A 24,875-nucleotide genomic window follows, 5' to 3' on the forward strand; every position below is an offset into this window, starting at 1 on the left:
AATCGCCCGAGGAGTCCCGAAACCGCACATGCGTTTGCCTTTTTCCATCGCTGTTGTCCTGATCTTTCTCGTGTCGGGCGGTTTGTCGCTGCTGGCGGCCAGTTATGCCGTGACAAAGGTCGAAGAAGCTTCGGAATTTGCCGTGCGCCGGGCGCTGGATCTCAAGGGGCACGACTGGGCCGAAGTGCATTCAGACGGGCTGCGCGTGGTTCTGACCGGCACCGCTTCGGACGAGGCAACGCGTTTCAACGCGCTGACCGCTGCCGGAACCGAAGTCGATACATCGCGTGTCATCGATGAGATGGAAGTTGCGCCCACCACAACGTTGGCGGCACCGCGGTTTTCGACCGAAATCCTGCGCAACGACAGTGGCATCTCGGTCATCGGTCTGATCCCGGCCAGCGTGGATCGTGACGCCATGATCAGACAGTTGGAAAAACTGGTTCCAAACACCCCCGTGTCAGATCTGCTGGAAACGGCTGACTATCCCAAGCCGAAGGGCTGGGACGACGCATTTACTTACGCGCTAAGCGCGCTGGCGAAGCTGCCAAGGGCCAAGATCTCGGCCAGCCCCGGGCTGGTGCGGATCACGGCCATCACCGACAGCCAGAAGGAAAAAGAGATGCTGGAGCGCGACCTGACGCGCGCTGCACCGCCAAGCCTTCGGATCGGCCTGTCGATTTCAGCACCGCGCCCGGTGATCACACCTTTTACGTTGCGCTACCTGATCACCGAAGAAGGGGGGCGTTTCGACGCCTGTTCGGCGCAGGATGACGAGGCCCGTCAGACAATCGTGGCCGCCGCGCAAGCAGCAGGATTGTCCGGTCCTTACCATTGCACCATCGGGCTGGGTGTCCCCTCGCCTCGCTGGGCCCGCGCTGCCGAGCTCAGCATCGGGGCGCTGGCCGATATCGGGCAGGGTTCGGTGACCATGTCCGATGCCGACATCACGCTGATCGCGGCGCAAGGCGCGGACCCCGCCACATTCGACCGGGTCGTGGGTGAATTGGAAAACGCATTGCCGGAAGTGTTTGCCCTGCACGCCGTTTTGCCCGAACCAGATACACAAGACCAGGCCGGCCCGCCCGAGTTTTCCGCAACCCGCAGCCCGGAAGGCCTGGTGCAACTGCGTGGGCGTGTCGGGGATGAAACCTTGCGGGACATGGTCGACAGCTTTGCCCGCGCGGCCTTCGGCTCGGAACAGGTGCACGTGGCAACCCGCATTGTTCCCGATCTGCCCGCCGACTGGCCGCTGCGGGTGCTGGCCGGGCTTGAGGCGTTGTCGGAACTGCACAATGGTGTTCTGACCGTCACGCCCGAGGTGGTGGAACTGTCCGGTGTCAGCCATGAGGAAGATGCAAAGGCCCGCATAGCCGGGCATCTGTCAGACAAACTGGGCGAAGCGCAAGATTTCACCCTGTCGATCACCTATCAGGAACCGCCCGAACCCGAAGATGCCCTGCCCGATCCGGAACTTTGCGAGTCCCAGATTGCCGAGATTCAGGCGGCAGGCAAGATCGCGTTCGAACCCGGCTCGGCCACCGTTGCCACCGAATCGCGGGATACGCTGAACCAGATCGCAGAGATCCTGCGGGAATGTGGCCCCATCCGGCTTGAAATTCAGGGCCACACGGACAGCCAGGGCCGCGAAGAGATGAACCAGCAGCTGAGCCAGTCCCGCGCCCAGTCCGTTCTGAGTGAGCTGCGCGCGCGCCGGATACCAACGGCAAGCTACTCGGCCGTCGGCTATGGTGAAACGCAACCCATCGCGGACAATGACAGCGAAGAAGGCCGGGAAGAAAACCGCCGCATCGAGTTTCGCCTGATCCGACCCGAACCGCTTGCGGACAGGGAAACCGGGCTTGATGCGCTGGAAGCCACGCCATCCGAGCCTGAAGAACCGGAAAACAGCGCATCTGATACGGATGCAGGGGATCAGTAAAGTGAACAGAACCGAATTCATCATCGCCACTGCCGTCATCCTGTTTGCGGCATTCTGCATGGGCTGGTTCGCCAACTGGCTGGCCCATCGTCTGTCCCGCGTCCGCCAAAGCGACGTCGCTGATCTGGACCGTATGAGCCAGGAGTTGCATGAAGCCGAAGAAACCCGCGATCAGGCGATTACCTACCTGCAACAACGCGAGGCCGAACTGTCCAACCAGCTGACCCAGACCGAAGCCGAACTTGCCGCCGCGATGGACGGCCTGCGCGCGGCGCGGCAAGAGGCGGAAGAACTGCGCGGGCGGATAAACAACGCCGACTGAACCTTGGCGTCGACTGCACAACCTGAGCTTGCCTCAGGACAACAGTAAACAAGATCGGCGTGTTTTGGCCGGTCTGTTTCTTTCGCCTTCAATATTGGCGACAAATTCAATACTACGAATTGGTGTGTTTTTGCCTACACACATCACTGTCCACTATCCAGAAAATTGGAGTGTACTATGAATTTCCAAGATACTTTGAAAACCGCCACAGTGCTTTGCGCATTTTCCGCAACCTCAGCCCTGGCTTCCGGCGATGTCATCCCCTCGGAAAACGATACGTTTTCAAATTGGGGGGAAGAATCCGGATGGACCATATTTGTAGATGATACGCGCGGGTCCTGCCTGATCGAGCGCATGGACGAAAACCAGAACGTCGTTCAAATGGGCCTGACCAAAGACCATGAGATGGGCTATCTGGGGGTTTTCACGAAGAATGACATCGGCCTGAAAGGTAAGAAGGAAAAGATCTTCCTGTCACTGGACGGCAACGTTTATGAGGCCGAAGCGCACAAGAAAACCAAGCACCTGGCCGATGGATATACCGGCGGGTACATCCTGGCGAACAACTCTCAGTTCGTTGACGACGTCATCAACAAAAACGAAATGATCGTGTTCCCGGAAAAGGAATTCGCATTCACCGTCAACCTGGATGGCACAAAGAAAGCCATTGAGGCAGCACGGACCTGCAACGCGGAACAATCCGGCTGATCTGCCCTGACACGCGCCGGCATCCGCCCGACGGGTGCCGGTTCGCGTATTACCAGCGGGTCAACGCGTCTTCGTCTTCATCTTTCGCGGCCACCCACTCCGCCCCGCCCGAGGTGATCTCTCTCTTCCAGAAGGGTGCGCGGGATTTCAGATAGTCCATCAAGTACTCTGCCGCCTCGAATGCATCCTTGCGATGCCGCGCAGCCGTGGCAACCATCATGATCCGGTCCCCCGGGGCCAGCCGCCCGTGGCGGTGGATTACCAGAACATCCCCCAAAGACCAGCGTTCCTGAGCCTCTTCGGCGATCCTGGTCAGCGCGCGCTCGGTCATGCCCGGGTAATGCTCGATCTCCATCACATCCAGATCACCTGTGGCCAGATCGCGCACGATACCGGTAAAGGTCACGATGGCGCCGTTGGCTGCATCCCCTGACGCAAAAGCGTTGGCTTCGGCGCCAAGGTCAAACGCTTCTTCCTGAACGGCAATACGCATCGCGTCAGCCGCCGGTCATGGGCGGAAAGAACGCCACTTCACGCACACCGGCCAGCGAGGCGTCAAAGTCCGAAAGTTCCTGATCCAGCGCTACCCGCAATGCGGACAGGTCCGCAAAGGCTGCGGCATAGCGGTCTTCTCGCGCGCTCAGCTCGGCCACAAGTTCGGATACCGTTGCGGCCTCGGTCTCGACCCTTTCTTTCGGCAGGCCGATGCGTTCGCGCACCCATGCGAAATACAGCACATCCATCACTCAGCTCTCCTTCAGATGCGGCATGGCTTTACGTAGGTAGTCGTAGCCCGTGATCAATGTCAGAGTGGCCGCGATCCACAACAGCCAAAGCCCGATCCGCCCGGACCAGAACATCCCCTCAAGATGCCAGCGCAGGCCGTTCAGGTCCTCGATCTCACCCAGCAGGACCCGATCGAGAGTTTCGGCATCCATGCCAAAGGACCCCATCACAAAATGGTGCTCGAATATCCCTTGCGAAAACAGGATGGCAATCGCCACCATCTGCGCAGTGGTTTTCCATTTGGCCAGCTTCGTGACTTTCAGCGTCCCGGCCACGTCACCCAGATATTCACGCAAGCCCGAGACGAAAACCTCGCGAAACAGGATGACGGTCGCGGGCAGTACCAGCCAGGGCGTCCAGTGCTCGGCGGAATAGCCGACCAGAATCATCAGGGCGATCACAACCATCGCCTTGTCGGCAATCGGGTCCAGCATGGCCCCGATCTTGGTTTCCTGTTTCCACGCACGCGCCAGATATCCATCGAACCAGTCGGTGATGGCGGCCGTCAGAAACAGGATCAAAGCGAACCAGTCCGCCCAGGGGCGGGTGAAATACAGAAACATCACGGCCAGACCGGGTGCCGCCAACAGGCGCAGGACGGTCAGGATATTGGGCAGGTTCCACTTCATGGATCGACACTACATCGCCGCTTCGGGACAGAAAAGACGGCCATGCAAAAAACTGACCCGATCACAGGCGGTTGCGGCACTGGTGGTCAAAGGGTCGCAAGCCGGACATCTCAACCAGATACAGCTTGGCGCGCGCGCGCTTTGCCGTCAGATTGGCGTGCGGACCGGTTGGGGAACGACAGCAGCATGACACCGCATATTCAAAGGGACCCCCGGTCAAACCTGATCGGCAGTTTATGGATGATCTCGGCAATGGCGCTGTTTGCGCTCGAGGACGCGCTGCTGAAAAGCGCCTCGGCCGCGTTGCCGATCTGGCAGGTCCTGATTCTGTTCGGCGCGGGCGGTGCGCTTGTGTTTGGAATTGCCGCCTTGCTGCGTGGCACGCGGCTGTTTCAGCCTGACGTGCTATCGCGCCCGATGAAGGTGCGCGTGGTCTTCGAAATCCTTGGGCGTTTGTTCTACGTGCTGGCCATTGCGCTGACACCGCTGTCTTCGGCCACGGTAATTCTGCAGGCCACGCCCCTTGTCGTGGTCGCCGGAGCGGCCCTGTTCTTTGGTGAAACCGTCGGCTGGCGGCGGTGGAGCGCAATCCTGATCGGGCTGATCGGCGTCGTGATCATCATCCAGCCGACCGGGGACAGTTTCTCGGCCCTCTCCATCCTCGCCGTGTTGGGAATGCTGGGCTTTGCCGGACGCGATCTGGCCAGCCGTGCCGCACGCGCGTCGCTGGGAACCGAAGTGCTGGGGTTCTATGGCTTTCTTTGCATCGTCGTGGCCGGTTTGGCCTATCGGTTCTGGGAAAATGTGCCGATGGCCGCTGTGACCCTGCACACGAGCCTGCACCTGGTTGGTGCCACACTGATGGGCACAATCGCCTATGCGTCGCTGATGAAGGCGATGCGCACGGGCGAGGTCTCGGCGGTCACGCCCTTCCGCTATTCCCGGTTGTTGTTCGGTATCGGACTGGGGGTCGTCATATTTGGCGAGCAATTGGACCGGACCATGTGGACCGGCAGCGCGCTGATCGTTGCCTCGGGGCTGTACATCCTGTGGCGTGGGCGGAAGGTCTAGCCCTTGTCGTGGAAGTAATCGTAAACTTTCTGGGCCAGCCCGGCTGAGATCCCCTCGACCGCCTTCAAGTCCGCCAGATTGGCTCGGCTGACGGCCTTGGCACTGCCGAAGTGCGCCAGCAACGCCCTTTTGCGCGCGGCACCCACCCCCGGGATTTCGTCCAGAGGTGTCGCGCCCACCGCTTTGGCCCGTTTCGCGCGATGTGTTCCAATGGCAAACCGATGCGCCTCGTCCCTTAGGCGCTGAATGAAATACAGCACCGGGTCGTTGCGTTTCAGCGCAAAGGGGAGCTGACCGATCCGGTGAAATTCTTCTTTGCCGTGATCGCGATCAACGCCTTTGGCGACACCGACCATCGGGATGTCTTCGACACCATGTTCGACCATAATTTCATGCACGGCACTCACCTGACCGGCACCGCCATCAATCAACAGCAAATCGGGCCAAAGCCCCTTGTCCCGGTCTGGGTCCTCCTTTTGCAGACGGGTGAACCGACGGGTCAGAACCTCTTTCATCATGCCGAAATCGTCACCCGGTGTCAGATCGTCGCCCCGGATGTTGAACTTACGATAGGCGTTTTTCATGAACCCTTCCGGGCCCGCAACAATCATGCCGCCCACAGCGTTGGTGCCCTGAATGTGGCTGTTGTCGTAAACCTCGATCCGGTTCGGCTGACTGTCCAGATCAAACGCCTCGGCCACGCCGCGCAACAGCTTGGCCTGCGTTGCGCTTTCCGACATGCGCCGGGCCAGAGATTCACGTGCATTGCGCAAGGCCCCAGCCACCAGTTCCTGCTTTTCACCGCGCTGGGGCACAAGGATTTCGACCCTTCGGCCAGCCTTCTCAGACAGTGCCTCCTGCATCAGATCGGCGTTTTCGATCCCGTCTGACAGGATCAATTGCCGGGGCGGTTCCTTGTTGTCGTAAAACTGACCCAGAAAAGCTTCCATGACCTCGGCCGCCAAGACGTCTGGCCCCACGCGCGGATAAAAATCCTTGTTGCCCCAATTCTGGTTGGCGCGGATGAAAAACACCTGAACGCAGGCCTGCCCGCTGTCCATGTAAAGACCGATGATATCTGCCTCGGCCACCCCGCGCGGATTGATGCCCTGCGAGGTCTGCACCTGCGTCAGCGCCCGGATGCGATCACGCAGACCGGCGGCGCGTTCGAACTCCATCGCCTCGGAGGCGACCATCATCTGTTCGGCCAATTCTTCCTGCACCCGAGTGGACCGCCCGGACAGGAACCGTTCCGCATCCTTGACGCTTGCGCCATAGTCAGCCTCGGAGATCAGGCCGACGCACGGTCCGGAACAGCGCTTGATCTGATAAAGCAGACAAGGTCGTGTGCGGCTGTCGAACATGGAATCCGAGCAGTTGCGCAGCAGGAACGCCTTTTGCAGCTGGTTCAGGGTCCGGTTTACCGCACCCGCACTGGCAAATGGGCCGAAATAGGCCCCCTTTTCCTTTTTCGCCCCGCGATGTTTCTTGATCTGCGGAAAAGAATGATCCTTTGCGACAAGAATATTCGGAAAGCTTTTGTCATCGCGCAGCAGCACGTTGTATTTCGGCTTGAGCTGCTTGATCAGGTTCTGTTCCAGCAGCAGCGCTTCGGTCTCGGTCCGGGTGGTCAGGAACATCATCGACGACGTCGCAGCAATCATCCGCTCGATCCGCCCCGAATGCCCCGGACGCGCATAGTTCGACACTCGCGCCCTGAGGTTCCGCGCCTTTCCCACATAAAGAACGCGGCTGTCGCTATCCAGCATGCGATAAACACCGGGTGAGCTGTCCAACGTTTTCACGTAACGCTGAATGCAGGCATAGCCGGTGGGCTGCGTGTCTGATGAAGGGTCGTCCTGGGTGGTCATTGGCCTGAGATATGATTCTCTGACCATGGCTGCAATCTTGTCGACCTCAGATCAAGAGTAAACAAGTCCACGGTTTTTGTGGATAACTGTGCAGATAACTTTTGTATCGCCTCGTTTTTCCCTTGTTTCATTGCCTATTTCCCTGTTTGCCTAATAATTAGGCGATCATATAACCACATGTTATTTATAGAGATTTTTTCTCACACGTGACAAGTGTATGAAAAAAAAGACATTTTTGTAACGTGCCGGTAACACAAATGAGAGCGGTGCAAAACTTACAGCAAAATTGCCTATTCCAGTCCCAGCACGTCAGGCGTCCGCCAGCCAAGGTGCTGGCCGCCGTCGACGCAAAGCAACTGCCCGGTTACGGCATGGGCATCCAGAAAATACCCCAGCGCCGCGGTGATATCGGAGGGGTTCGCGCCGCGTTCCAGAACAGTATTGGCGCGTTGCGCTTTGAAGTGCCCTTCGCTTTGCCGGTGGCCCTGCATGGTCGGACCCGGCCCGATCGCATTGACGCGGATCGCGGGCGTCAGCGCCTGCGCCGCGGTGCGTGTCAGCGCCCAAAGACCCATCTTGGCAATGGTGTAGGACATGAATTCCGGCGTCAGCTTGCGCACCCGCATGTCGACCATGTTGACGATCAGACCGGTGGCAACGGGCTCGCCCGCGTCGTCCGTTTCAGGCTCCAGGCCCTGCGCAGCCATTGCCTGCGTCAGCACAAACGGCGCGCGCAGATTGCTGTCGAGATGGCGGTCCCAGCTTTGCCGAGTGGCCGTCCGGATATTGTCGTACTCGAAGACCGAAGCATTGTTGACCAGACAGGTGATCGGCCCGCCCAGCGCCTCGACCGCGCGAGGCAGCAGCGCCTGAACCTGGGCTTCGTCCAGCAGGTCGGCCTGTAGTGCAACGGATTTGCGCCCCTTCGCCTGAACCTCGGCCACGGTCTCCTCTGCCGGGGCCCGCGAACTGGCGTAGTGAACCGCGACGTCATATCCCCGCCGCGCAAGAAAAAGCGCCATGGCCCGGCCAAGACGAATGCCTGAACCGGTAACTAGAGCTCGGGTCATGGATCACCTTTCTTCGTCAGATCACGCCAGCAGGATGATGACATAAATCACGTAAAGGATGGACAGGACAAAACCCCAGGTCCGTGTGATGTCTTGCTTGAGGAAAACAAAAGGGATCAGCAGAAGCGATGCGCCCAGCATGACCCACAGATCAAAATGCAGGAATTCGGGATCAACCGGAATCGGTCCGACCAGCGTCGCAATCCCCACAATCGCCAGCAGATTGAACATGTTCGAACCGATGACGTTCCCCAGCGCCACATCCGCCTGCCGGCGCAGTGCCGCCATGACCGTTGTCGCCAACTCGGGCAAAGATGTTCCGACGGCCACCAGCGTCAGTCCGATCACGGTTTCACTGACACCGTAATGCCGCGCAATTACTGTTGCGTTCTCGACCAGCAAATGCGCACCCATCGGCAGGCCGACCAGACCCAGAACCAAAAAGATCGACACTTTCCAATAGGGCATTTCGGGATCGGCTTCTTCCAATCCTTCCAGCTCCTCATCGTCGGCGCAGGCTTCGCCACAGGCCTTGCGATGGGCGCGGGCTTCCCGGAACGCGTGCCACAGCATCAGGGCCAACGCAGCCAGCAATATGAGGCCACTGATCACGGTGAACGTGCCGCAGAAGGCCAGCCCAATGAACAGAACCGAGGCCAGCAACATGAAAACATAGTTCTTGCGGCTGTCGCATTCACTGGTGTGAAGCGTGGCAAGCAGCGCGGGAAGGCCCAGCACCAACAGGATATTCGCCGTGTTCGACCCGACGACGTTCCCGAGTGCGATACCGGGCGCGTTTTCCAGTATGGCACTGATGGAGATCAGCAGTTCCGGTGCCGATGTGCCAAAGGCAACAATCGTAAGGCTGACAATCAAAGCAGGCACGCCCAGACGCAGACTCAGGTTCACCGCCCCCCGAACCAGCGCGTCACCGGCCAGCAAAAGGATCAGCAATCCGAGGCCGGATAGCAGCCATGCCGTCATGACCGCCCTCCTTTTTCGCAGGCGCAGGGGCCTTTACCGATCCTGAACCGCCCGCAGCGGGGACATCTTGAGGACTGCAGCCGCTTCTGCCCCGGAAAGCGCAGCTTTCCGAACATCGCCAATACACCCATGGCGATCAGAAAAAGAGTGACGGCCTTGATGATCACGTTACAAACCGAAGCGCGCGTAAGCCGCCCGCTCCTCCAGCCCGGCAATGGCATCCTGCGCCACGGCGGCCCCAAAGCGGGACCAGATCGGTTTTCGGACGCCATAGCGGCGGAATTTCACCTTATCGCCAAACCGCTCCTGCATCTTCGGTTTTAGATGGGCAATACCATCGATCAACCCCAGCTCCTGCGCGCGTTTGGCCAGCCAGATTTCGCCACTGAAAAGGTCCGCCGCGTCATCCAGCTTGTCACCGCGTCGTGTGACGACATGGGTGATGAAGTTATCGTGGATATCACCCAGCAACCCCTGCAGTCGTGCCACATCCTCTTTCTTTTCCGGCGCGAAAGGATCCAGCATGGATTTCGACTGACCCGCTGTGTGTACGCGCCGTTCGAGCCCCTGGCGTTTCAGGAACACATGCGCACCAAAGCCCGAAGAAATCACGCCAATCGAACCCAGCACGGAACTGTCATCGGCAAAGATCTCATCCGCAGACGCCGCCAGCCAGTAGCCGCCCGAGGCCGCGACATCCTCGACAAAGGCGAAAACAGGGATTTTAAGCTCCTCCGCCAGCCGCCGGATACGTGCGCCGATCAAGGAACTTTGCACCGGGGAACCGCCGGGCGAGTTGATCTCAAGCGCGACGGCAGCAGGCTTGCCCTTGCGAAATGCCTTTTCCAGAATCGGGGCCAACGTGGTGTCGTTCAGCGACCCACGACCGGCCATCCCAATCGCGCCGGACAAACGCACAACGGCCACAAGCGGCTGCTTTTTGACAAACGGAAGGCTGAGTTTCATGGATGCCGATGTAGAGTGCTGCCTGACGGTAAACAAGAGACGGACGCGGCCATAAACGCGACGTGAACCAAATAAACACATCCGATGGGCAAAAATGCAACGCCCTAGCTGCGAATGCGCCAGCCGGTTTTGAAGATCCAGCCGATGATGCCCAGACAGATCCCGGTAAAGGCCAGAATGGCTAGCAGGCTAAACACGATGGGCACATCCGCAAGCCCGTAGAAGGACCACCGGAACCCCGAAATCAGATAGACGACCGGATTGAACAGGGTGATTGTCTGCCACACCGGCGGCAGCATCGAGATCGAGTAGAATGTCCCGCCCAAAAAGATCAATGGCGTGACCACAAGTTGCGGCACCAGCGACATCTGCTCGAAATTGCTGGCCCAGATACCAATGATGAAGCCCAGCAACGAAAAACTGAGGCAAGTCAGCACCAGAAAGGCCATCATCGCCAATGGGTGTTCAATCCTGAGATCCACAAAGAAGGTAGCGGTAATCAAAATCACCACGCCCACGAACAACGCTTTTGTCGCTGCCGCGCCGACGTAACCGATCACGATTTCGATGAAATTGACTGGGGCCGACAGCAGCTCGTAGATCGTACCCAGGAATTTCGGGAAATAGATGCCAAAAGATGCGTTCGAGATCGAAAGCATCACCACCGACAGCATGATCAGCCCCGGCACGATGAAGGCGCCATACGATACGCCCTCAACCTCCTGAATGCGGCTGCCGATGGCCGTGCCGAAGACCACGAAATACAAAGAGGTCGACAACACCGGCGACAGAAAGCTTTGCGCCAGAGTGCGGAAAAAGCGCTGCATCTCGAACCGATAGATGGCGGCAATGGCAGACCAGTTCATGCGGGTTCTCCCGACACCAGATTGACGAAAATTTCCTCAAGGCTCGACTGCCGGGTCTGCACGTCACGCAACACCAGACCGGCCTGTGCAACATCGTTCAGCAACGTGGTGATACCCGTCCTGTCGGCATGCGTGTCGTAGTTGTAGACCAAGGTATCCCCGCTTCCGTTCAGAACCAGATTGTGCGCGGCCAGACTGTCTGGGATGGTCGGGATCGGCTCGGTCAGCATGACCTCGATCTGCTTTTTCCCCATCTGCGCCATCAGGGTGTCCTTTTCCTGCACCAGCAACAGCTCACCCTTGTCGATGACACCTACGCGGTCGGCGATGGCCTCGGCCTCTTCGATGTAATGGGTGGTCAGGATGATGGTGACACCGGCCCGCTTCAACTCGGCCACGATCTCCCACATGTCCTTGCGCAATTCGACATCAACACCGGCGGTGGGTTCATCCAGAAACAGCACGCGTGGCTCATGAGCCAGCGCCTTGGCAATCAGCACCCGCCGCTTCATGCCGCCCGACAATTCCCGGATGGCGTTTCTGCGCTTTTCCCACAGCGAGAGCTTGCGCAGAATCTTCTCAAGCCGGGCGTTGTCTCGGCCCAGCCCGAACAGACCCCGCGAAAATCGCACCGTGTTCCAGACCTTCTCGAACGGTTCCAGCGCAATCTCCTGCGGCACCAGACCGATCATCCTGCGGGCGGCGCGAAACTCTGTCTGAATATCGTGACCACCCACCGTGACAGACCCGGAACTGGGCGTGGTTATCCCGCAAATCGTTGAAATCAGAGTTGTCTTTCCGGCCCCGTTTGGCCCCAGCAGTGCCAGTATTTCACCTTGCTCGATATCCAGAGACACGCCCTTCAGTGCCTCAAAGCCATCCGCATACGATTTGCGCAGATCCCTGATGGACAGAATGGTGGTCATACATATTCCCTGTGGTGGCAGCGACCCATCCGTGCCGCGCCGTTACCGAACAGACCATTTACAAACGGATCAGTCCCGGCCCGTCAAGCGCCCTAGCCACCCTTTGCCGCTTTCACCATCCCCGTCTTTCGCTGTTTCTTCTGCCGGGCCTTCGAAATGCGCTTGCAGGTTTACGAAGAACTGATCTGCCATTTTCTTGGCAAACCCGTCGATCAGACGGCTGCCCAGTTGCGCAAGTTTGCCACCGACACTGGCATCGACGTCATAGCTCAGAACTGTGCCGCCCTCGGCGTTTGGCTGAAATGTCACCGTGGCGCGGCCTTTGGCGAAACCCGCCGCGCCACCCTTTCCCTCACCGGCAATGGTCAACCGCTCGGCCTCGACCATGTCCGACATTGTAATGACGCCTTTGAACGTCGCCTTTACCGGGCCAACCTTCTGCACAACCGTGGCCTCGTAACCGTTCTGCGGATTGCCCGAAACCTCTTGCGCGCCACTGACACAGGCTTTCAGAACCTCCGGGTCAAGCAACGCGGCGTACAACTCTGCCGGCGATGCCTTGATTTCACGGGTATCACTCATCTGCATGGTCGCGGACCCTTTGTCGTTTCTCTGACGGTTCTCACAGACCTAGCGCTGAATAGTGGTGGCAGGCAAGCACGCCGGATTCGAAACGCGCCCGCCCGGCTACTCCGACCTTGCATTTTTTCGGCCTTCCCGGAATTTTGCGCGACAACGGAGGACAGTCATGCTGCACGGAATACGCGTCATCGAAATCGAAGCGCTTGGCCCTGGCCCTTTCGCGGCCATGCTGCTGGCGGACCTTGGGGCGGACGTCATTACCATTCACCGCAAGGGTGGGGCTGTGACACCCGGAATGCCGGAACGTTCGCTGCTAGATCGTGGAAAGCGCTCTATCGATCTGGACCTCAAAAATCCCGATGACCTTGAAACGGCCAAACGCCTGATCGCCTCGGCCGATGCGCTGATCGAAGGATTTCGCCCAGGTGTCATGGAAAAACTGGGCCTCAGCCCGCAGATCTGCCAGGCCCGGAACCCCAGGCTGGTTTACGGCCGCATGACCGGATGGGGTCAGGACAGCCCGCTGTCGGGCGACGCTGGCCACGATCTGAACTATATCGCCCTCTCGGGCGCGCTCTGGTACGGCTCTGCTCCGGATCACCCGCCGCAAACACCGGCAACGCTGGTCGGCGATATTGGCGGCGGGGCGATGTATCTGGTCGCCGGTGTTCTGGCCGGACTGATCAATGCGCAACGAACCGGACGAGGCACCGTTGTCGATGCGGCGATCTACGACGGATCCGCCCATATGATGAACCTGCTGATGAGCCTAAGCCAGACCGGCAACCTGTCAGACACCCGCGGTCAAAGCCTGCTGGACGGTCCGCATTGGAGCCGCACCTATCGCTGCGCCGATGGTGGCTTTGTCTCGGTTCAATGCCTCGAACCGAAATTCTACGCTATTTTCCTGAGCGTTTTGAATCTGTCCGGGGATCCGGCTTTCAAGGAACAATTCAAGCCACAGCTCTGGCCCGACCAGACGCGGCGGCTGAGCGCCATATTTGCCGACAAACCCCGCGATCACTGGGCAGACCTGTTCAATGGCACCGACGCCTGCGTTGCCCCGGTCCTCAGCCCGCAAGAGGCACAGAACCACGAGATGAACCTCGCCCGCCAAACCTGGCAGGAGGTTGACGGAACCCTACAGGCTGCTGCGGCGCCGCGGTTTTCAAACGCCAATTGGCAACCCGGCCCCAGCCCTGCTCGCGGTGAGCACACTGGGGAAATCCTGGCCGAACTCGACAACCTGCGCTGATCCGCCCCTTCATCTGGCCGGAAATATCCCGGGGGATGAATTGGCCGAAGGCCAAGAAGGGGGCAGGCCCCCTTGGCCGTCGTTACCGACCGCGCACCGTGTCGATCATCAGTTGCACGTTGTCCGGGATTGCGTCCGGCGTGATCCCATGCCCAAGATTGAAAATGTGCGGCCCATTCGAGAAGGCCTCGACAATCCGCCGCGTCTCATCGACCAGCGCCTGCCCACCTGTCACCATATGCGACGACGCCAGATTTCCCTGAACGCATCCATCGGCCTGCACATATTCTGCTGCCCATTCGGGCGACACGGAATTATCCAACGCGACACAATCCACACCGGTGGCCTTGGCAAAACCGACATAACCGTCCCCTGCCTCACGCGGAAAACCGATGATAGGGATGCCCGGGTGACGTTTCTTGATGGCCTTCGTGATAACCCGACAGGGCTCAAGGGCGTATTTGCGGAACGCTTCACCCTTCAGCGACCCGGCCCAGCTATCGAAAATCTTGACCACCTCGGCCCCGGCTTCGATCTGGGCGGAGAGGTATTCGATCGTGGCCAGAGTGATCCGATCCAGCAGCACTTCGAACAAGGCAGTGTCACCTTCACGCAGCGCATGGGCTGGGCCCTGATCCGGTGTCCCGCGCCCGGCAATCATGTAAGTTGCCACGGTCCAGGGCGCGCCAGCAAATCCGATCAGCGTGGTTTCGGAGGGCAGTTCCCGCGCCAGAATCCGAACCGTTTCGTAGACCGGAGACAGGGTTTTGTGGATGTCCTCTACCGGCTTCAGAGCGTCAAAATCGGACTGCCGCGTGATGGTCGACAGGCGCGGCCCTTCACCCGTGACGAACCACAGGTCGGCACCCAGCGCCTGTGGCACCAGCAGGATATCGGCAAACAGAATGGCTGCGTCGAACCCGTAGCGGCGGATCGGCTGCAAAGTGACCTCGGCGGCCAGTTCGGGGTTGTAGCACAAGGACAGGAAATCCCCTGCCTGCGCCCGTGTCGCGCGATACTCCGGCAGATACCGCCCTGCCTGACGCATCATCCAGATCGGCGGCACGTCCTGTACCTCGCCCGACAGCGCCCGCAGCAGTTTCTTTGTCTCGGCCATATTTGTCCCCAATCGTCCGGTTTGCCGCAACGGGTCTGCCTTCGGCGGCAATTTGTCAAGCTCTGCCCCCATTGTCAGGGCAATGTGACGCGACTAAAGCTGTGCGCATGACATTGACTCTGCCGACCCCCGCATCGCCGCTGAAGATTGGAACCCGTGGCTCGCCACTGGCGCTGGCGCAGGCCTACGAAACCCGTCAAAGACTGCGCGATGCGTTTGATCTACCCGAAGAGGCGTTCGAGATCGTGGTCATCAAGACCACCGGCGACAATCGCGCCATGATCGACGCGGACCGCCCGCTGAAGGAGATCGGCAACAAGGGCCTGTTCACCAAGGAAATCGAAGAGGCGATGCTGCGCAGCGATATCGACATCGCCGTGCATTCGACCAAGGATATGCCGGTCGAACAGCCCGCGGGACTGGTACTGGACACGTTCCTGCCGCGCGAGGATGTTCGCGACGCTTTCATCTCGCCGGACCTGAGTTCCATCCATGACCTGCCCGATGGCGCCGTGGTCGGCACGTCGTCGCTGCGCCGCAAGGCGCAATTGCTGAACCGGCGGCCTGACCTGAAGGTTGTCGAGTTCCGGGGCAACGTTCAGACCCGGCTGAAAAAGCTGGGCGACGGGGTGGCGGACTGCACCTTTCTGGCCATGGCCGGACTGCGCCGACTGCAGATGGACGACGTCCCCGCCACGGCCATTGCGCCCGAGGACATGCTGCCCGCCATCGCGCAGGGCACCATCAGCATCGAACGCCGGGCGTCCGACACCCGTTCGGCTGAAATGCTCGAAGCCATCCACCATGCCGAGACAGGACAGCGCATGTCGGCGGAACGCACGCTGCTGGCGGCGCTTGACGGTTCCTGCGAGACACCGATCGCCAGCCTGGCCGAAATTCTGAATGGGCAACTTCGGCTGCGCGGAGAAGTCCTGCGCCCAGACGGGTCAGAATCAATCGCCGAGGATGTGACCGGAGATGTTGCAGACGGTGCGGAAATGGGTCGCCAGATGGCAGCGAGACTGCTGCAACAGGCCGGACCGGGCTTCTTCGACTGGAAAAAATGAAAAAAGTTTTAACAATGTGAACTGCTTCACTGTGAGCCTCGAAGTTTATCGGCATTACAGTGACATACCGATCAGCAAGGCGGGTCAGTTTCGAAAGTATCGAAAGATTTTCTGGTTGCTGGTGTTTTAAGTGGTTTTCGAGGGGGCGAAACCGATCCCCGAACTCTGATCGGTAAGGGCCGCTGTCATAGCCTGACAGCGGCCCATTTTGTTTTACGATCCTCACCAGCTAATACGATCAGAAAAAGTCAGCTCAACGACTGGCAGTCTGACAGAGTGAACGACTTCGAAATCGCGCCGGGCAACCTGCGGTATTCGGTGAAGCCCATTGCACCATAGTAGGACAACCCCCCAACATTGGTTTCCCCAATGGTGGCATCTATCGCAGGCAAGCCGACTTCCTGCGCAGCCCGCAAAGTGGATCTGAACAAGGCCCGTCCGATTCCCTGCCGGGCCGATGACGGGTTGATATGCGTGCCAATAATGCCCCACCCCTCAGCGACCTTGTACGGATTGCCTGCAGTTGCAAGCTTCAAAGACTGGAACCCCAATACTGTTCCCCGGGGGTCGATGGCGACCGAACACCGGATCTGCTGAGGGTGGCAAAGATAATGCGACAGCGCAAAGGCCGCATCCGATGGTTTGCTGCGTTCTCCGGCAAGAACAAGGGCCTTCAGAACGACGGCCAACCCCTCGGCATCGTCCGCAACGGCGGGGCGAATGGAATAGCTGCTCAATCTATGCCTGCAAGTTTTCCGTCATACACCGTGTGCATGCCGCTCTTCCAATTCACGGGCAAATTCGCTCAGGCGAATCTGAAACTGTCGGCGGAACCGCGATTGTCCCAGCTTCAGGGACTGAAGCAACAGGCGGGCCGGTAGCGACTTCGCAGCAAGCGACATTTCGACACTCAGCCGGGTTTTGCGTTGGGACAGGGCAAGAAAGTCAACCGATGTCACCCCTTTCATACCCTTGCTGGACATCTCAAAGCACATGCGGGACGGGGTATCGCAATCGGTCATCTGTATTTCGACCCGACGCGGTTTTCCCCGCAGATTGAAATCCGTCAGCCAAGTGGCACCAGTGGTTATCGGCGCCCGTTCGTTCAGTCGTCGTACTTCGACACCCCGGCGCATGGCCATCCGCTCGAACCGCTCAAAATCCGCGACCATGTCGAAAACCGCGTCAATCGGGGCCTCGATATCTTCGCGCGCTGAAAACTGCATGTCCGCCCTCGGTGCCTTTGCCTTCGTTCAGTGTCTCGTCAGTCCAGAGTGTCTGCAAGCCAGTTTTGCAGCAGGAAATGCGCAATGGCGCCTTTTCGGGCCGGCAACAAGACCGGATGCTCTCCGGAAAAAGCGCGCATCATTTCCGATTTGCTGACCCACATCGCGTCTTCGATCTCGACCGGATCAATCCTGAGTTCGCGGGACAGGGCCTCACCCGCACAGCCGAACATCAACGAGGCCGGAAACGGCCACGGCTGGCTGGCCAGATAGTGAACGGCACCAACTGGCACGCCTGCCTCTTCCATTACTTCGCGCCGCACGGCGGCTTCCAGCGTTTCACCCGGTTCGACAAATCCCGCAAGCAGCGAGTACATGCCTTCGGGCCAACCCGGAGACCGGCCCATCAGGACCGAGTTTCCATGGGTAATCAGCATGATCACCACAGGGTCGGTACGCGGAAAATGCTGCCCGCCACAGGTGGGGCAGCTGCGCTGCCACCCCGCCTGTGCAATTTTACTGGTAGCCCCGCAACGCGCACAGAACCGGTGCGTTTCATGCCAGCCAATAACGGCCTTGGCCGCTGCTGCAAGCTCGGCATCGCGGGCGCTCAGCCGCGTCATGATCCGGCGCAATTCGGCAAACACGTACCCGTCCGGCAGGTCCGGATGCTGCTGCTCGGACCGGTCTACAAAAGCACCGATATCCGACAAATCCTGCCCATCCGCCGACCAGTCCGATATATCCGCCGCAAAAATCGGTGCATCGTCTTCACGAAGGCCCAGAAATACCGGGGCTTCCACAACCCCTCCGGGACCTTCACGCATCAGGCTATGTGCCATCGCAACCAATCCAAGCCGGTCCAGACCTTCGCCCTGCACCAATATCTTGCCACGCCAGACCAGCAGGCATTCGGCGCGTGGATCAGTTTTCATCAGTTCCAGCCTGTCCGAATCTCCCCGGAGATGCGCTGCGCGATCCAGGCCCGAGCCGCCAAATGTCACTGTTTCCGCGTTTTTCATTGAATATCCTCAGGGTGTTGCGCACAGGGCTGCCACGACTGCCGAGTTGTTGCAATGCCAATTCATGAACACCGGGACGTGGCAATGCCGCTGAATGGTCCCACCGGCGCCAAGTTATTTGCACTTACTCATTCTTTTGGTGAACATGGCTTAGATTGAATTGCCCAAAGTAGAAAATTGTACCCGACCACCGTTTCATCTCAGAGCCAACAAATTTCAGCCGGTCGCATTCGGATTTTGGCCACGACCGATCTGCATATGAATCTGGCAGGGTTCGACTATCACGCGGATGAACCGGATCCGGCGCGGGGCTTCACCCGAACGGCCAGTCTGATCCGCGTTGCCAGAGAAGAAGCGCAGAAGGACGGAGCACTGGTTTTCCTGTTCGACAACGGAGATGCCCTTCAGGGAACGCCATTTGGTGATTGGGCGGCAGAGCAGACTGATGACAACCACGTGTTGATGCAGGCCTTCCGGGAACTTGGCTATGACGCAATCGGACTGGGCAACCATGATTTCGACTTTGGCCTGCAAACGCTGAATCGCGTTCTGGACGGCGCACCGTGCCCGGTGATTTGCAGCAATGCCCGGCAATTGACCACCGGGGCCAAATGGAATGACCGCGCTATACTAAAACGCTCTCTTCTGGTTGACGGCGTCGAAACGCCGTTTCGTCTGGGTCTTTTGTCGATCCTGCCGCCGCAGACGGCGCAATGGAATGCGCACCGGGTTCAGGATGTGGTGGTGTTCGAAGATATTCTGGAGGCCGCGCAAAAGACGGTCGAGGCCCTGCGCACGGACGGCAGCGATGTGATTATCGCCCTGGCGCATTCGGGCCTTGAACCTTCGGAACCCGCGCGCGGATTGGAGAACGCCGTCATACCGCTGGCCGCGATCGACGGGATCGACGCCATTGTTGCAGGCCATACGCATCTCACACTTCCCGGCAAGGATCACGAAGGGCTAGATCATACGGACGCAACCCGGGGGCATGTGCATGGCAAACCGGTTGTCATGCCTGGCGTCGCCGGGACGCATCTTGGCATCATCGACCTGCATGTGCAGAAAACCTCTGCCGGGCGATGGACGGTTGTCGGGCAGCAGGTCAAGCTTCCGCCTGTTCTCTCCCGGCACGGGAACGAAGCGGTTTCCGAAGACCCCGGAATGCAGCATCTGTTCAGTTACGGCCACGAAGAAACCCGTGCACTGGCCTCAAGACCCGTGGGCCACACCGGTCAAAGCCTGCACAGCTATTTCAGCTTTTGCGCACCAGATCGGGGCCTCGCGCTGGTCGCCAGCGCCCAGGCAGCGGCATTGAACCTCCATCTGGACGAAGACCTACGGGGGCTTCCACTGTTGTCCGCTGTTTCGCCCTGCAAGTTCGGAGGCCGCGCGGGACCGCGTTCCTACACGGATGTACCGCCCGGAAAGGTTCGGTTACGCAATGTTTCGGATCTTCATTCTTTCCCGAATGACCTGCGCGCCGTGCTTGTCACCGGCGATATGGTCCGTGACTGGCTTGAAATGTCGGCGGGCATTTTCAATCAGGTGGATGAAGGAACTGTCCGCACTCTGACCGATGAAACACGGGCCGGGCATAACTTCGATGTGCTGTTCGGCCTGACCTATCGGATCGATCTTTCCCAGCCGGCGCGTTTTGATTCTCACGGAATGCTGGTCAATCCCGCTGCAAACCGTGTCCGCGAGATTTGCTGCGGTGGAATCCCTGTTGAACCCACCCAGAAATTCGTTGTGGCCCTGAACAGTTACCGGGCCAGCGGCGGCGGACACTTCCCAGTTGCGCATCAGGCCCGGCAGATCGATCTGCCGACCTTACCCATCAGGGACGTCCTGCGCGACTATCTTTCGGGGGGATTACCGGGCGACCCGATGCAATCTGCGCCCTTCCCCTTCAGCCTTGTCCGGCTTCCCGGCCACGCTTCGATTCTGAAAACCGGGCCGGGAGCAAGGGAGCATCTTTCTGAACTGGACGCATACGATCCGCATGTGCTGGGGCATGACCCGGAAGGCTTTCTACGGATCAGACTGTCACTCTGACGGGTTGTCTTCCTGGCGCAACTTCCCTATATCGACGATTGAGAGGTTGGCGCGGGCGAGCGCCTCGCCAACCTGGTCAGGTCCGGAAGGAAGCAGCCACAACGAGCCCCGCTTGGGTCGATGTCCAACCTCTCACTTCATCCCGCAATCGTCACATCTTTCCGGTCGGAACGGACTTGCTGCTCCGCAGACTCGATCAACCTCGGCCAGACCGCTTTGTTTTTGCGCGTAAAAACACCAATGTGGCCCATGGATTTCAGCCCGAAGTCCTTTGGTTCAAGCACATGACGGTTGGCGTCCGGGCCGTATAGTTCGGCCAGCCTCCAGACCGCATTTTCAGGCACCATCTGGTCGTCCGAAATCGCAAACAGGTCAACCGGACCACCGGCCCGCGGCCAGGTCGCTGCGGGCAGGCTTTGGCCAATTTCAGGCTGATAGCTGTTCGGCGAGGTGCACCATTTTCGCCATTGCCAGTAGACCTTTGACGGCAGGTCCGAACCAAACCCAATGGCCTTGCCGGGCAGATACCCCAGCACATGAACCGCAAAAGGCGCATGCCCGTACCAGAAGATTCCGGCCAGCCCCCGGTAGGGCCAGGGATGATCCGACAACGTAACCAGGCCGGAACACACACAAATCATCCGGTCGATCTGATCCACATCCGATTGCAATGGCCCAAGCATACCCCCCAGCGAATGACCAATGGTCCACTGCCGCGCACTTGGGAATCGCCGTCGCATCTCGGCCCGGGCCGCGGGAATATCGATCAGCGCCCAATCGGACATGGTGACACGCGAATCCTTCAGACGCCCCGATAACGATTTTCCGAAATCGCGGTAATCATAGGTCAGACAGGCAATGCCCTGCTCTTCCGCCAGCCACCGGGCAAAATGCTGATAATAGTCCTGGGGAACGCCGGTCGCGCTGTTCAGAACAACTACGATATCAGGCGCTGCAACAGGCAGGTACAGGCGACCCGACAGCATAGCCGTCCCGGAGGGAAATCGTATGTCTTCGGTCAAGACCTGTTCCTGTATGTCCAACATATCATGCTCCGCTCTCAACTGAACAGTTCAGTTCACCTATCTGTCAGGCCAGTCGCCCGCTCAAGTCAACCCGGTGCAAACATGACCAAACGTCCGCTTTCCCGACCACGCATCGGACCAAATGCCTCGGCCCGCGCAATGCGCTTGACTCGGGGGCCCGGCAACCGCTAGCGATGAGGAGATGGTTTCCGCGCCCTTTAAGGGGCCGGGATGAAAAGGGAACACGGTGCGGTTCTGTCTGGCATTGCCGGAAGGAACCAAGGCCGAGACTGCCCCCGCAACTGTAAGCGGTGAGCAATGCCGAAACACCACTGGCCGAAAGGCTGGGAAGGTCGGCAAAGCGATGACCCGCAAGTCAGGAGACCTGCCATCGATACTGAAACCGAAACTCGGGCGGGGTGTCCGGGCAGGTCCTGATGGCATAGCCCCGTCACACCTGATCCTTGCCCCGCGCCGCGCGCGGAGGGCGCATTATGATCTGGAAGACAAGGACACACGAATTTTCTGCCACTGTGTGCCAGCGCACCGGCAAACCCTGTCCGGCACTGGCGCAAATGGCGCGGGCTCTGACGCGCGCCGTGGCAAGCGCCGGCCCGGCCGCAACCCCGCAATTCGCCATTGAAGGCAGCAGCGAGCTTGCCCATTGCCCCGAAGGGTGCATGGCCCGGTTCCACGCGCGGCCAGACAAAATCCGGGTGTTTTGCGGAACGAATGAGGAAACTCCGGGCGACAGGTTGGAGGATTATGCAGACATGATGTTCTGCGCAGAGTTCCGTGCGCTGCCGTCCGCAATTCTGTCGGACCCGCCCTGCGCCATGCTTGAAGCTTCGGCCCTGGCAGGTCGCCAAGTGGCGGCCCAGGCCGGACATTTGTCGGCCTAAGCTACGGGTCCGCGCTGGCCGGAATCAATTGCGTGGCCCATGCCAGTTGTGCATCTGTTTCAACCGCACAGGGCCGCACCGCCCTCAACCGTTTCAGGGCTGCACCCGGTTGCTCGCCGCATTCGACCATCAGGCGCAACACCACCATTCCGGACCGGCCACAGCCGCCCCGGCAATGCACCAGAATGCGCCCGCCCCCTGACAGGGCATGGCGGACGGCCGCGCTTACATCGGGCCAGCGCGCGGTCACGGCGTCGGGGGGTGCACCGAAATCTTCGACCGGCAGATGGACCCAGCGGCAGGCGCGCGCCTGAATGTCGGTTCCGAAGTCACGCGCGCCGTCCTGCAGCATCTCGACTTCGGTCGTCATTGAAATGACAAGACCGGGCTTCCAGTCGGAAATCGCATTCAGGTCCTGGGCATATTTACCCCCACGCCCCGGCATTGATGTCAGGGCCAGAGTACCTCCTCCGACCTGCAGCGCATGAATAATCATCTGAGACATGCAACGCGCCCTCCTTAATCGTTACGCACAAGAATCCGGTCAAAAATGCTTTCGCCTTCATTTTTACGCGCATCCCGAAGCATTCCCAAATGAATTTCGCGAACCGGCTGTGGACGCAGGCGGCGGCGCACTCTACGCTGCACTTCTGATACGAATCCGACAGAGCAGAAATGACCGACACGCCAAGCCCCGCTTATCAGGTTCTTGCCCGCAAATACCGCCCGGAAACCTTTGCCGACCTGGTTGGTCAGGATGCCATGGTGCGCACCCTGAAAAACGCGTTCGAGGCAGACCGGATCGCGCAGGCCTTCATCATGACCGGCATCCGCGGCACCGGCAAAACGACAACGGCGCGGATCATCGCCAAGGGCATGAACTGCATCGGCCCCGATGGCGACGGCAAACCGACGACCGAACCCTGCGGCCAATGCGAACATTGCGTGGCGATCATGGAAGGCCGCCATGTCGACGTGATGGAGATGGACGCCGCCAGCCGCACCGGCGTGAACGATATTCGCGAAATCATAGACAGCGTCCGCTATCGTGCTGCCAGCGCGCGCTACAAGATCTATATCATCGACGAGGTTCACATGCTCTCGACCAGCGCGTTCAACGCGCTGCTCAAGACACTTGAGGAACCGCCCGAGCATGTGAAGTTCATCTTCGCGACTACCGAAATCCGCAAGGTTCCGGTGACGGTCCTGTCGCGCTGCCAACGCTTCGACCTGCGCCGGATCGAACCCGAGGACATGATCGGGCTTCTGAACAAGATCGCTGCCGCCGAGGGCGCCCAGATCGCAGAGGACGCACTGGCGCTGATCACCCGGGCGGCCGAGGGTTCGGCGCGTGATGCAACTTCGCTGCTGGATCAGGCGATCTCGCACGGGGCGGGTGAAACCAGTGCCGATCAGGTCCGGGCGATGTTGGGTCTGGCGGATCGGGGCCGCGTCCTGGACCTGATGGACATGATCCTACGGGGCGACGCGGCGGGGGCTCTGACAGAGCTAAGCGCTCAGTACGCCGAGGGCGCCGATCCGCTTGCCGTGCTGCGCGACCTGGCCGAAATCACCCATTGGGTGTCCGTGGTCAAAATCACGCCAGACGCCGCCGAGGACCCGACCGTTTCGCCCGACGAACGCGCACGCGGTCAGCAAATGGCCGAAGCCCTGCCGATGCGTGTCCTGACCCGCATGTGGCAAATGCTGCTGAAAGCGCTCGAAGAGGTCTCAGCTGCGCCAAACGCCATGATGGCAGCGGAAATGGCCGTCATTCGGTTGACCCATGTGGCCGACCTGCCAAGCCCGGAAGAACTGATCAAACGTTTGCAGGACGCACCTCCACCCACGCCGAACGGAGGCCCCGGTGGCGGCATGGCCGTACCCTCGCACGCCCCGGTACAACCTCAGGCATCGGCAAGGTCTTCCTACGTTTCCGCACCGAATGGCCCTGCCGGCGCGCCGACTGCGGCCCTGGCACAGGACGTCCAAACCGCTCTGGCGCGCTATCCGACCTTCGAACATGTGGTCGAACTGATCCGGACAAACCGAGACGTAAAGCTGCTGGTCGAGGTCGAAAACGGTGTGCGGCTGATGTCCTACTCACCGGGCCGGATCGAATTTACGCCGACCGATCATGCCCCGACAGACCTTGCCCAACGGCTGGGTTCGGCGCTGCAGCGATGGACAGGCAATCGGTGGGCCGTATCCATCGTGGCAGACGGCGAAGCCGCCACGATCGCCGAAATCCGCGACGCGGCCGACCTCGCTCTAAGGGCCCAGGCCGAGCAACACCCGCTGGTTCAGGCGGTACTCATGCAGTTTCCCAAGGCGCGCATCAAACGGATCGAAACCCCGGAACAGCGCGCCGCCAAGGTCGAAACCGAGGCTCTGCCCGAGGTCGAAGACGAATGGGACCCGTTCGAAGAGGACTGAACATCTGCCTGGAATACAGGAGGATGCCCATGCCCCTTGTGTCA

General features: G+C 59.7%; 26 protein-coding genes, 1 other RNA gene and 1 riboswitch. Of the genes, 11 read left to right on the plus strand and 16 right to left on the minus strand.

From position 1 onward, the window contains the following. The first annotated feature begins 28 nt into the window (after nt 1-28). The 3 genes from ACR0FE_RS09420 (at nt 29) to ACR0FE_RS09430 (ending at nt 2,972) form a co-directional block, all read left to right on the plus strand. Entirely contained in the window at nt 29-1,942 is a 1,914-nt protein-coding gene (locus tag ACR0FE_RS09420; RefSeq protein ID WP_480912598.1) for an OmpA family protein, read from the plus strand. A gap of 1 nt (nt 1,943) precedes the next feature. Next, complete coding sequence (locus tag ACR0FE_RS09425) at nt 1,944-2,264, plus strand: hypothetical protein (protein WP_170614320.1); 321 nt, start codon at nt 1,944-1,946, stop codon at nt 2,262-2,264. A gap of 177 nt (nt 2,265-2,441) precedes the next feature. Beyond that, nucleotides 2,442-2,972 carry a hypothetical protein gene (locus ACR0FE_RS09430; protein WP_480912600.1) on the plus strand — a complete coding sequence of 177 codons (531 nt, stop codon included), beginning with the start codon at nt 2,442-2,444 and terminating at the stop codon, nt 2,970-2,972. Nucleotides 2,973-3,021: 49 nt separating this feature from the next. Here ACR0FE_RS09430 and ACR0FE_RS09435 read toward each other — a convergent pair whose 3' ends face one another. From ACR0FE_RS09435 to pgsA, 3 genes are read right to left on the minus strand one after another with little or no spacing between them, the layout of a single operon-like run. Further along, nucleotides 3,022-3,465: a molybdenum cofactor biosynthesis protein MoaE gene (locus ACR0FE_RS09435; protein WP_480912602.1), complete on the minus strand. Its 444-nt coding sequence runs from the start codon at nt 3,463-3,465 to the stop codon at nt 3,022-3,024. 4 nt (nt 3,466-3,469) lie between these two features. Next, a complete protein-coding gene (gene moaD, locus ACR0FE_RS09440; protein WP_480904836.1) occupies nt 3,470-3,715 on the minus strand; it encodes a molybdopterin converting factor subunit 1 in 246 nt (81 codons plus the stop codon). Between the two features lie 3 nt (nt 3,716-3,718). Then, complete coding sequence (gene pgsA / locus ACR0FE_RS09445; protein ID WP_480912604.1) at nt 3,719-4,387, minus strand: CDP-diacylglycerol--glycerol-3-phosphate 3-phosphatidyltransferase; 669 nt, start codon at nt 4,385-4,387, stop codon at nt 3,719-3,721. Here pgsA and ACR0FE_RS09450 point away from each other — a divergent pair. Both ACR0FE_RS09450 and ACR0FE_RS09455 read left to right on the plus strand, forming a co-directional pair. Next, nucleotides 4,386-4,577 (plus strand): hypothetical protein, encoded by a 192-nt coding sequence (locus tag ACR0FE_RS09450; RefSeq protein WP_480912605.1) that lies wholly within the window; start codon nt 4,386-4,388, stop codon nt 4,575-4,577. The two genes, pgsA and ACR0FE_RS09450, sit on opposite strands and share 2 nt — an antisense overlap. Continuing rightward, nucleotides 4,574-5,458, plus strand: coding sequence for a DMT family transporter (locus ACR0FE_RS09455; protein ID WP_480912607.1), 885 nt, complete (start codon nt 4,574-4,576; stop codon nt 5,456-5,458). The genes ACR0FE_RS09450 and ACR0FE_RS09455 overlap by 4 nt, the downstream gene beginning before the upstream one ends. Here ACR0FE_RS09455 and uvrC read toward each other — a convergent pair. The 7 genes from uvrC to ACR0FE_RS09490 all read right to left on the minus strand — a co-directional run bounded on the left by uvrC (nt 5,455) and on the right by ACR0FE_RS09490 (nt 12,729). Next, on the minus strand, nt 5,455-7,329 hold the full coding sequence (gene uvrC / locus ACR0FE_RS09460; protein WP_480912609.1) for an excinuclease ABC subunit UvrC: 1,875 nt from the start codon (nt 7,327-7,329) through the stop codon (nt 5,455-5,457). The genes ACR0FE_RS09455 and uvrC overlap by 4 nt on opposite strands. Before the next feature lie 290 nt (nt 7,330-7,619). After that, nucleotides 7,620-8,399: an SDR family oxidoreductase gene (locus ACR0FE_RS09465; protein ID WP_480912610.1), complete on the minus strand. Its 780-nt coding sequence runs from the start codon at nt 8,397-8,399 to the stop codon at nt 7,620-7,622. 21 nt (nt 8,400-8,420) lie between these two features. Further along, a complete protein-coding gene (locus ACR0FE_RS09470) occupies nt 8,421-9,383 on the minus strand; it encodes a calcium/sodium antiporter (protein ID WP_170807353.1) in 963 nt (320 codons plus the stop codon). A 168-nt stretch (nt 9,384-9,551) separates the two neighbouring features. Then, a complete protein-coding gene (locus ACR0FE_RS09475; RefSeq protein WP_170679545.1) occupies nt 9,552-10,349 on the minus strand; it encodes a S49 family peptidase in 798 nt (265 codons plus the stop codon). 104 nt (nt 10,350-10,453) lie between these two features. Next, nucleotides 10,454-11,215, minus strand: a complete 762-nt coding sequence (locus tag ACR0FE_RS09480) for an ABC transporter permease (protein WP_170614311.1) — start codon at nt 11,213-11,215, stop codon at nt 10,454-10,456. Then, on the minus strand, nt 11,212-12,141 hold the full coding sequence (locus tag ACR0FE_RS09485; protein WP_170614310.1) for an ABC transporter ATP-binding protein: 930 nt from the start codon (nt 12,139-12,141) through the stop codon (nt 11,212-11,214). The genes ACR0FE_RS09480 and ACR0FE_RS09485 overlap by 4 nt, the downstream gene beginning before the upstream one ends. Before the next feature lie 69 nt (nt 12,142-12,210). Further along, entirely contained in the window at nt 12,211-12,729 is a 519-nt protein-coding gene (locus tag ACR0FE_RS09490; RefSeq protein WP_480912614.1) for an SRPBCC family protein, read from the minus strand. A 160-nt stretch (nt 12,730-12,889) separates the two neighbouring features. Between ACR0FE_RS09490 and ACR0FE_RS09495 the strand changes: the two genes are divergently transcribed. Beyond that, nucleotides 12,890-13,978, plus strand: a complete 1,089-nt coding sequence (locus tag ACR0FE_RS09495; protein ID WP_480912615.1) for a CaiB/BaiF CoA transferase family protein — start codon at nt 12,890-12,892, stop codon at nt 13,976-13,978. Between the two features lie 82 nt (nt 13,979-14,060). Here ACR0FE_RS09495 and hemE read toward each other — a convergent pair whose 3' ends face one another. After that, nucleotides 14,061-15,095 carry a uroporphyrinogen decarboxylase gene (gene hemE / locus ACR0FE_RS09500; RefSeq protein WP_170614307.1) on the minus strand — a complete coding sequence of 345 codons (1,035 nt, stop codon included), beginning with the start codon at nt 15,093-15,095 and terminating at the stop codon, nt 14,061-14,063. Nucleotides 15,096-15,202: 107 nt separating this feature from the next. On the opposite strand from hemE, the gene hemC reads away from it, so the two are divergent. Continuing rightward, nucleotides 15,203-16,162 carry a hydroxymethylbilane synthase gene (gene hemC, locus ACR0FE_RS09505; protein ID WP_480912616.1) on the plus strand — a complete coding sequence of 320 codons (960 nt, stop codon included), beginning with the start codon at nt 15,203-15,205 and terminating at the stop codon, nt 16,160-16,162. A 248-nt stretch (nt 16,163-16,410) separates the two neighbouring features. On the opposite strand, the gene ACR0FE_RS09510 is transcribed toward hemC, so the two are convergent. Genes ACR0FE_RS09510 through nudC form a run of 3 tightly spaced genes read right to left on the minus strand, consistent with a single transcriptional unit; the run spans nt 16,411 to nt 18,410 of the window. Beyond that, nucleotides 16,411-16,899, minus strand: coding sequence for an N-acetyltransferase family protein (locus ACR0FE_RS09510; protein WP_480912617.1), 489 nt, complete (start codon nt 16,897-16,899; stop codon nt 16,411-16,413). Nucleotides 16,900-16,920: 21 nt separating this feature from the next. Then, nucleotides 16,921-17,388 carry an SRPBCC family protein gene (locus ACR0FE_RS09515; protein ID WP_480912618.1) on the minus strand — a complete coding sequence of 156 codons (468 nt, stop codon included), beginning with the start codon at nt 17,386-17,388 and terminating at the stop codon, nt 16,921-16,923. A gap of 38 nt (nt 17,389-17,426) precedes the next feature. Next, the gene (gene nudC, locus ACR0FE_RS09520; RefSeq protein ID WP_480912619.1) at nt 17,427-18,410 is read right to left on the minus strand and encodes an NAD(+) diphosphatase; all 984 of its coding nucleotides are present in this window, start codon (nt 18,408-18,410) and stop codon (nt 17,427-17,429) included. A gap of 177 nt (nt 18,411-18,587) precedes the next feature. Here nudC and ACR0FE_RS09525 point away from each other — a divergent pair, with 177 nt between their 5' ends. Continuing rightward, nucleotides 18,588-20,468 (plus strand): bifunctional 2',3'-cyclic-nucleotide 2'-phosphodiesterase/3'-nucleotidase, encoded by a 1,881-nt coding sequence (locus tag ACR0FE_RS09525; RefSeq protein WP_480912620.1) that lies wholly within the window; start codon nt 18,588-18,590, stop codon nt 20,466-20,468. A gap of 39 nt (nt 20,469-20,507) precedes the next feature. Further along, nucleotides 20,508-20,606, plus strand: an RNA gene (gene ffs, locus ACR0FE_RS09530) — signal recognition particle sRNA small type. Here the strand turns inward: ffs and ACR0FE_RS09535 are convergent. Continuing rightward, nucleotides 20,606-21,514: an alpha/beta hydrolase family protein gene (locus ACR0FE_RS09535; RefSeq protein ID WP_480912621.1), complete on the minus strand. Its 909-nt coding sequence runs from the start codon at nt 21,512-21,514 to the stop codon at nt 20,606-20,608. The two genes, ffs and ACR0FE_RS09535, sit on opposite strands and share 1 nt — an antisense overlap. Nucleotides 21,515-21,679: 165 nt before the next feature. Then, nucleotides 21,680-21,900: riboswitch (cobalamin riboswitch) on the plus strand. 87 nt (nt 21,901-21,987) lie between these two features. Between ACR0FE_RS09535 and ACR0FE_RS09540 the strand changes: the two genes are divergently transcribed. Beyond that, nucleotides 21,988-22,395, plus strand: a complete 408-nt coding sequence (locus ACR0FE_RS09540; RefSeq protein ID WP_170679526.1) for a hypothetical protein — start codon at nt 21,988-21,990, stop codon at nt 22,393-22,395. 1 nt (nt 22,396) lies between these two features. On the opposite strand, the gene ACR0FE_RS09545 is transcribed toward ACR0FE_RS09540, so the two are convergent. Further along, on the minus strand, nt 22,397-22,900 hold the full coding sequence (locus tag ACR0FE_RS09545) for a protein-tyrosine phosphatase family protein (protein WP_480522807.1): 504 nt from the start codon (nt 22,898-22,900) through the stop codon (nt 22,397-22,399). A 170-nt stretch (nt 22,901-23,070) separates the two neighbouring features. Here ACR0FE_RS09545 and ACR0FE_RS09550 point away from each other — a divergent pair, with 170 nt between their 5' ends. Beyond that, a complete protein-coding gene (locus tag ACR0FE_RS09550) occupies nt 23,071-24,831 on the plus strand; it encodes a DNA polymerase III subunit gamma/tau (protein ID WP_480912622.1) in 1,761 nt (586 codons plus the stop codon). Nucleotides 24,832-24,875: the final 44 nt, after the last annotated feature.

Source organism: Ruegeria sp. K7, assembly GCF_056531785.1.

Coding starts and splice junctions, on each gene's coding strand:
- ACR0FE_RS09465 (WP_480912610.1), bottom strand. CDS start 8,399: ATGACCCGAGCTCTAGTTACCGGTTCAGGCATTCGTCTTGGCCGGGCC.
- ACR0FE_RS09535 (WP_480912621.1), bottom strand. CDS start 21,514: ATGTTGGACATACAGGAACAGGTCTTGACCGAAGACATACGATTTCCC.
- ACR0FE_RS09545 (WP_480522807.1), bottom strand. CDS start 22,900: ATGTCTCAGATGATTATTCATGCGCTGCAGGTCGGAGGAGGTACTCTG.
- ACR0FE_RS09515 (WP_480912618.1), bottom strand. CDS start 17,388: ATGCAGTTTTCAGCGCGCGAAGATATCGAGGCCCCGATTGACGCGGTT.
- ACR0FE_RS09470 (WP_170807353.1), bottom strand. CDS start 9,383: ATGACGGCATGGCTGCTATCCGGCCTCGGATTGCTGATCCTTTTGCTG.
- ACR0FE_RS09485 (WP_170614310.1), bottom strand. CDS start 12,141: ATGACCACCATTCTGTCCATCAGGGATCTGCGCAAATCGTATGCGGAT.
- ACR0FE_RS09435 (WP_480912602.1), bottom strand. CDS start 3,465: ATGCGTATTGCCGTTCAGGAAGAAGCGTTTGACCTTGGCGCCGAAGCC.
- ACR0FE_RS09480 (WP_170614311.1), bottom strand. CDS start 11,215: ATGAACTGGTCTGCCATTGCCGCCATCTATCGGTTCGAGATGCAGCGC.
- ACR0FE_RS09475 (WP_170679545.1), bottom strand. CDS start 10,349: ATGAAACTCAGCCTTCCGTTTGTCAAAAAGCAGCCGCTTGTGGCCGTT.
- ACR0FE_RS09540 (WP_170679526.1), top strand. CDS start 21,988: ATGATCTGGAAGACAAGGACACACGAATTTTCTGCCACTGTGTGCCAG.
- uvrC (WP_480912609.1), bottom strand. CDS start 7,329: ATGACCACCCAGGACGACCCTTCATCAGACACGCAGCCCACCGGCTAT.
- hemC (WP_480912616.1), top strand. CDS start 15,203: ATGACATTGACTCTGCCGACCCCCGCATCGCCGCTGAAGATTGGAACC.
- ACR0FE_RS09455 (WP_480912607.1), top strand. CDS start 4,574: ATGACACCGCATATTCAAAGGGACCCCCGGTCAAACCTGATCGGCAGT.
- ACR0FE_RS09450 (WP_480912605.1), top strand. CDS start 4,386: ATGGATCGACACTACATCGCCGCTTCGGGACAGAAAAGACGGCCATGC.
- ACR0FE_RS09550 (WP_480912622.1), top strand. CDS start 23,071: ATGACCGACACGCCAAGCCCCGCTTATCAGGTTCTTGCCCGCAAATAC.
- ACR0FE_RS09490 (WP_480912614.1), bottom strand. CDS start 12,729: ATGCAGATGAGTGATACCCGTGAAATCAAGGCATCGCCGGCAGAGTTG.
- hemE (WP_170614307.1), bottom strand. CDS start 15,095: ATGGCCGAGACAAAGAAACTGCTGCGGGCGCTGTCGGGCGAGGTACAG.
- nudC (WP_480912619.1), bottom strand. CDS start 18,410: ATGAAAAACGCGGAAACAGTGACATTTGGCGGCTCGGGCCTGGATCGC.
- ACR0FE_RS09430 (WP_480912600.1), top strand. CDS start 2,442: ATGAATTTCCAAGATACTTTGAAAACCGCCACAGTGCTTTGCGCATTT.
- pgsA (WP_480912604.1), bottom strand. CDS start 4,387: ATGAAGTGGAACCTGCCCAATATCCTGACCGTCCTGCGCCTGTTGGCG.
- ACR0FE_RS09420 (WP_480912598.1), top strand. CDS start 29: ATGCGTTTGCCTTTTTCCATCGCTGTTGTCCTGATCTTTCTCGTGTCG.
- moaD (WP_480904836.1), bottom strand. CDS start 3,715: ATGGATGTGCTGTATTTCGCATGGGTGCGCGAACGCATCGGCCTGCCG.
- ACR0FE_RS09495 (WP_480912615.1), top strand. CDS start 12,890: ATGCTGCACGGAATACGCGTCATCGAAATCGAAGCGCTTGGCCCTGGC.